This window comes from Pseudodesulfovibrio sp., from assembly GCF_028692895.1.
GTDB lineage: Bacteria > Desulfobacterota > Desulfovibrionia > Desulfovibrionales > Desulfovibrionaceae > Pseudodesulfovibrio.
This window is the reverse complement of record NZ_JAQUWN010000117.1, coordinates 1-6222: the sequence shown is the minus strand read 5'-3', so window position 1 is coordinate 6222 and position 6222 is coordinate 1. Positions and strand designations below refer to the sequence as shown.

Below are 6222 nucleotides of genomic sequence, written 5' to 3'. Positions count from 1 at the left end.
GCCTCCCTTGAAGACCTGGCCATCGGCGACGGCATCCTCCAATCGTTGCGGCGTTGCGGCCTGCCCGACCTGCACCCGTTCCCGAAAGGGCTCTCCGCCTCCGGGGAAGTCCGGGCCCTCTATGCCCATCTCACGAGCGTCGAGAAACGCCTGCTGGCTTCCTACGACAAGGGCGAAGACATCGACTTCCGGGAGCAGTCGATCTATCGCTACGTCTTTCGTTCCTCGCACGAGCTGCTCCTGCGCCAGATCCGCTTCGTGCAGGAGATGAAGCTCCAACTGTTGCGCAGGCCGGAAATCCAAGTGAAGTTTCCGGACTTCACGGTCATCGGCACCCCGCGCGCGGCGAGCACCTGGTCCAAAAAGACGATGGCGAACGCGGAGAACGTCATTTTCTCGGCCAACGAGCCACGCCCCTTCTCGCGTGCGTTCATCAACGACGCCGGCGGGTATCTGAAACGGCTGGAATTCGGCGCCAATGAATTCCTGAACGCCCCCGACTACGACTCCCTCGACATCGCCACCGTCATTCAGGGAGAAAAGGACCCCGACTACCTGGGGCTCCCCGACAAGCAGGTCGAATTCATCAAGATGCTGATGCCGGACATGAAGGTGGTCCTTCTGGTCCGCGACCCCATAGACGCGTGCTGGTCCAACATCCAGTTCGAGCTCTCGCGCAAGGGGCTCAATATCGGCTCGCTGACGGAAGAGGACTCCTTCATCCGGACGAAGGTCATGAAAATGGCGGAACGGTACGACTTCTGGGGCTACGCGGACGGCATCAGGAACTGGGAACGCCATTTCGGCGCGATCCACTATATTTTCTTTGAAGACATCGCGGAAAAGCCGGAACAGTGCGCGCGGGACCTGCTCGGATTCCTCGGCTCGCCCGAAGGCTCCTTTGCCGAAGAGACCCCGTTCCACGAAAAGATCAACGAGAAAAAAGTCAACGTGGAGCTCCCCGACTTCCTGCTCGCCAAGCTGCGGGACCGGTTCATCCGGGAATACGAAAACTGGGAAACGCTGTTCGGAAGAAAGCCCAAGTATCAGTTCACCCGCTGACCTGCCCACGTCGGCCCGTGCCGACCGCCCCGCCGCATGGCGAAAGCATGACGTACGGACGTATGCACGTCCCCTTTCGGTCGCGCCTGCTCGATTGAATGGGCGTTCATAGATAGGCCGCCCCTTGCGCCGAGACGGCATCAAGGTATACTGGCCGCTCCCGGACACCGTCAACCTCGGCAGGAAACACCGCATGGACAAAGTACGTTTCGGCATCCTCGGCACCGCAAAGATCGCCCGCGAAAAGGTCATTCCCGCCCTCAAGGAGGCGCGGCACGTCGAGGTGGCCGCCATCGCCTCGCGCACCAGGGAATCCGCCGAGCGCGCCGCAAAGGACCTCGGCATCCCCAAGGTCCACGCCTCCTACGAGAAGCTGCTGGCAGACTCCCGGCTGGACGCGGTCTACATTCCCCTGCCCAACCACCTGCATGTGGGATGGACCCTGAAGGCCATGGCCTCGGGCAAGCACGTCCTCTGCGAAAAGCCCATGGGGTTGACCGACGACGAGATCAACCGGCTCATCGACGCCACCAGCCGCTATCCCGACGTCAAGGTCATGGAGGCGTTCATGTACCGCCACCATCCCCAATGGGAGGAAACCAAACGGCTGGTGGACGCGGGCGAGATCGGCGCGATCACGACCATCCACACCGAATTCTCGTACTTCAACGCCGACCCCGGCAACATCCGCAACATCCCGGCGGCGGGCGGCGGCGCGCTCATGGACATCGGCTGCTACGCGGTGTCCCTGTCCCGCTTCCTGCTCGACGCCGAGCCCCGGCGCGCCCTGGGGCTGCTGGTCGCGGACCCGGCCTTCGGCACGGACCGCCTCGCCTCCGGCCTGCTCGACTTCCGGGGCAGGACCTCCACATTCTCCTGCTCCACCCAGGGGGCGAAACACCAGCACGTCTCCATCCTCGGGACCAAGGGTCGCATCGACATCCCCCTGCCCTTCAACCCGCCGCCGGACCACCCGGCCCAGATTCTCCTCCAGCGCGACCACCTCGACGACCCGGCCCACGCGCTCAGGACCATCGCCTTTCCCCTCTGCGACCAGTACACGCTCATGGCCGAGAACTTCGCCAGGGCCGTGCTGGACGACGCGCCCGCGCCTGTTGGGCTGACCGACGCCTGGGCCAACATGCACGTCCTCGAAGCCCTCAAGGAAAGCGCGGCAACCGGCCAGTGGGCGGCATGCTGACGCCCGCGCCGGGACCCGCCGGGAACGGGACGAAATGAGGTGTTGACGCCCCCCCTGAAAAGCGGGAGAACCTGGCCCATGCCCACCGAAAACCGCTGCTGCTTCGTCAATGTCAACGGCTACGCCCTGGATGGGGAGAACGCCCGTTTCTCCGCCCTGGCCATCAAGGACGGCCGCATCGCGACCGTGGGCGGCCCCGAGGCCGTGGCCCCGCTGATAGCCTCCGGCTGGCCCGTGCGCGACATCGGCGGCCGGACCATGCTCCCCGGCTTCATCGACACCCACCAGCACCTCGGGCTCACGGCCCAGGTCCTGGGCGGCCTGGACCTGAGCGTCGCCAAAAATCTCGGCGACGTCCGGGCCATCCTGGCCGAGGGCTACGCCGCCGGCGACCCGGGCCACTGGGTCCTCGGCTGCCGCCTCAACGAGCTGGAGCTCGCGGAGCGGCGGCTGCCCCTGCGCGGAGACCTCGACGCGGCCTGCCCGGACCGCCCGGCCATGCTCGTCCACGCCTCCTGGCACCTCTGCGTGCTCAATTCGAAGGCCCTGGAGCTCCTCGAACTGCCGCCCTTCCTGCCCGGCATGGACCTGGACGGCGGCGCGCCCACGGGCGTGATCCGCGACCCCGGCACCCTGACCCACGTCTTTCCCAAGGCCAGCCGCCTGACCCCGGACGAGGTGAAGCTGGAGCGCTTCCGCGCCGCCTGCCTCGCGGCCATCCGCCAGGGCATCACCACCCTGCACTGCCTGGAAGGCGGCGACTTCGGCCCCGGCGACACCCCGCTGGCGGCGAAGAACCGCCAGACCCTGCCGCTCAACGCCATCATCTGGAACCAGGTCATGGACATCCCGGAGACCCTGGCTCTCGGTCTGCCGCGCATCGGCGGCTGCATCTGCGCGGACGGGGCCATGTCCGCCCGCACCGCCGCCCTGCTGGAGCCCTACAGCGACGACCCGAACAACCGCGGCGCGTTGAACTACACCCAGGAGCAAATGGACGAATTCGTCCTGGCCGCCCACAAGGCGGGCCTCCAGGTGGCCGTCCACTGCGAGACGGACGGGGCCATCGAGCAGGTCCTCTCGGCCATGGAAAAGGCCATCGCGGCCGCGCCCCGCGCCGACCACCGCCACCGCATCGAGCACTGCGAGATCCCGACCCTGGACCAACTGGACCGCATGGCGAGGGCGGGCGTCATCGCCGCCATGCAGCCCTCGTTCTTTCCCTTCCTGGTGGACTGGGACGACTACGTGTCCCGCTTCGGCGAGGACCGCATGGCCCGCATCCACCCCTACCGGACCATGGCGAACAAGGGCGTGCGCATGTGCGGCGGCTCGGACTGCCCCATCACGCCCTACACGCCCCTGACCGGCATCCAGGCGGCCGTGCTGCACCCCATCGCGTCCGAACGCCTCACCCCGGAGGAGGCCGTGCGCCTCTTCACCTCGGACGCGGCCTTCGCGGGCTTCGAGGAGGACGAGCGCGGGACCATCGAACCGGGCAAGGCGGCCGACCTCGTGGTCCTCATGGGCGATCCCTTCACCGCCGCGCCCGACGCCATCGCCCGGATCGCGGTGGCCGAGACCTACTGCGCGGGCGTGCGCCACGCGTTCGAGGACTGAGTTTTCCCGTTCAACCGGCCCAGCGCCGCCAACCCCTCATCGGAGGCGACCATGTGGAAACGAACGGTCTGCACCAAGGACTGCCCTGACACCTGCGGCCTGCTGGCCAAGGTCGAGGACGGCCGCGTCGTGGCGGTCAAGGGCGACCCGGACCACCCCTTCACCAACGGTTTCATCTGCCGCAAGGGCGCGTCCTTTCCGGCCCACGTCCACTCCCCGGACCGGATCACCACCCCCCTCAGGCGCACCGGCCCCAAGGGCTCGGGGCGGTTCGCGCCCATATCCTGGGACGAGGCCCTGGACGAGATCGCCGCGCGCATCCGGGCCGTGACGGCCGAGTCCGGGCCCGAGGCCATCCTGCCCTACTCCTACGCCGGGCACATGGGCCTCATCCACCGCCACGCGGGCCACGCCTTCTTCAACAAGCTCGGGGCCAGCGCGCTCAAGTACACCATCTGCTCCAACGCGGCCGGGGCGGGCCTCAAGGTCAGCCTCGGCTCCGGCCCCGGCGCGGACCTGCCCGAGTCGGCCAAATCCGACCTCATCCTCATCTGGGGCGGCAACATCCGCACCACCAACATCCACGCCTGGCCCTTCTTCGCCGCCGCCCGCAGGAACGGGGCGCGGCTCGTGGTCATCGACCCCTACCGCAACGACACGGCCAGGGCGGCCGACGAGCACGTCATGCTCCGCCCCGGCACGGACGCGGCCCTGGCGCTTTCCATGATGCACGTCCTCATCGCCGAGGAGCTGATCGACCGCGACTACATCGCCCGCATGACCGTGGGCTACGACCGGCTCAAGGGCCGCGCCGCCGAGTATCCGCCCGAGCGGGCCGCCCGTATCTGCGGCATCGAGCCGGAGCGGATCGTCCGCCTGGCCCGGCAGTACGGCTCGGCCAGGGCCCCGTTCATCCGGGGCGGCATGGGCCCGGCGCGCCAACTGGCCGGGGCCATGGCCATGCGCACCATCGCCCTGCTCCCGGCCCTGGTGGGCGCGTTCGAGAAGCCCGGCGGCGGCTTCTCCCGCTCCGTGGGCGGCGGCATCTCCGACCTGAGCTGCCTGACCCGGCCCGATCTGCGCCCCGCGGGCACGCGCGAGGTCAACATGGTCGAGCTGGGCGACGCCCTGACCCGGCTGGACGACCCGCCCGTGCGCCTGCTCTACGTCTACCTCTCCAACCCGGCGGCCGTGGCCCCGCAGTCCCGCCGCGTCATGGCGGGCCTCCTGCGCGAGGACCTCTTCACCGTGGTCCACGAGATGTTCATGACCGACACCGCCCGGCACGCGGACGTCATCCTGCCCGGCGCGAGCTTCATGGAGATGGCGGACCTCTACCGCGCCTACGGCCACAACTACATCCAGGCCGCCGAGCCGGTCATCCCGCCCGTGGGCCAGTGCCGCACCAGCCTCGACATCTTCCAGTCCCTGGCCGCCCGCCTCGGGTTCGACGACGAGGTCTTCTCCCTGACCGAAAAGGACTTCATGGCCCGCCTCCTGGCCGACGACACCTCCGGCGCCCTGGACGGCGTGGACCTCTCCCCCCTGGCCGAGGGCCGCCCGGTCCGCCTCAACATCCCGGCCTCGCCCTACGCAAAAGGCTTCAACACCCCCTCGGGCAAGGTGGAATTCTATTCGGAAGCCATGGCCGCGCGCGGCCTCGACCCCCTGCCCGACGGCACGCCCGTGCGCGACCCGGACGGGGCCCGCTACCCCCTGGAGTGCATCACTCCGCCCCACCGCCTGCTGCTCAACTCCGCCTTCAACGAGGTGGCCGAGCTGCGCGAGATGATGGGCCCGCCCACGGTCAAGATTCACCCCGAGACCGCCGCCGCGCGCGACATCGGCCCCGGCGCGCTGGTCCGCGTCTTCAACGGCCGGGGCGAGTGCCGCCTCTATGCCGAGCTCACCGACGACACCCGGCCCGACCTGCTGGTCATCGAGGGGCTGCGCTGGCCCGGCCTCACCCCCGGCGGCGGGGCCAACCAGTTGACCAGCCAACGCCTCACCGACATGGGCGAGACCTGCGCCTTCCACTGCAACCTGGTCGAGGTGGAGCTGGCGTAGGCGGGGACCCGGCCATCCGCAGAAGCGGGAGCCCAAGACAATCGTCCGGTATCGGAGTCCCTCCCCATCAATCCGTACAAGTCCAGCCCTGTGTTCCGGCGCTTAGCAGCCGACCAAGCGGGTAAGGCGGCTCTATGTGGCCACCGGGACGGTTTTGTGCAGTCTACGAATTTTCGCGGAGGAACGGCTTGCAGCTTTTGCGAGAGATGGAGCCGTCCCGCTTGGATCGGATGCTTGGCGACGCAACACGCAGGCGGCCAAGATACCCGCAA

Annotated in this window: 4 protein-coding genes; all 4 read left to right on the top strand. The window is 68.3% G+C overall.

Annotation, left to right across the window (positions count from 1 at the left end; genetic code table 11):
• Nucleotides 1–1062 (top strand): sulfotransferase (locus tag PHP91_RS16890; RefSeq protein ID WP_300143580.1); only part of this gene is annotated, 1062 nt, incomplete at its 5' end.
• A 193-nt stretch (nt 1063–1255) separates the two neighbouring features.
• A complete protein-coding gene (locus PHP91_RS16885; RefSeq protein ID WP_300143577.1) occupies nt 1256–2263 on the top strand; it encodes a Gfo/Idh/MocA family oxidoreductase in 1008 nt (335 codons plus the stop codon).
• 78 nt (nt 2264–2341) lie between these two features.
• The gene (locus PHP91_RS16880) at nt 2342–3883 is read left to right on the top strand and encodes an amidohydrolase (RefSeq protein WP_300143574.1); all 1542 of its coding nucleotides are present in this window, start codon (nt 2342–2344) and stop codon (nt 3881–3883) included.
• Nucleotides 3884–3934: 51 nt separating this feature from the next.
• Complete coding sequence (locus PHP91_RS16875) at nt 3935–5950, top strand: molybdopterin-dependent oxidoreductase (RefSeq protein ID WP_300143570.1); 2016 nt, start codon at nt 3935–3937, stop codon at nt 5948–5950.
• Nucleotides 5951–6222 lie beyond the last annotated feature (272 nt).

What these genes read in the sequence shown, in the direction of transcription:
- PHP91_RS16875 (WP_300143570.1), top strand. Translation starts at nt 3,935, where the DNA reads ATGTGGAAACGAACGGTCTGCACCAAGGACTGCCCTGACACCTGCGGC.
- PHP91_RS16880 (WP_300143574.1), top strand. Translation starts at nt 2,342, where the DNA reads ATGCCCACCGAAAACCGCTGCTGCTTCGTCAATGTCAACGGCTACGCC.
- PHP91_RS16885 (WP_300143577.1), top strand. Translation starts at nt 1,256, where the DNA reads ATGGACAAAGTACGTTTCGGCATCCTCGGCACCGCAAAGATCGCCCGC.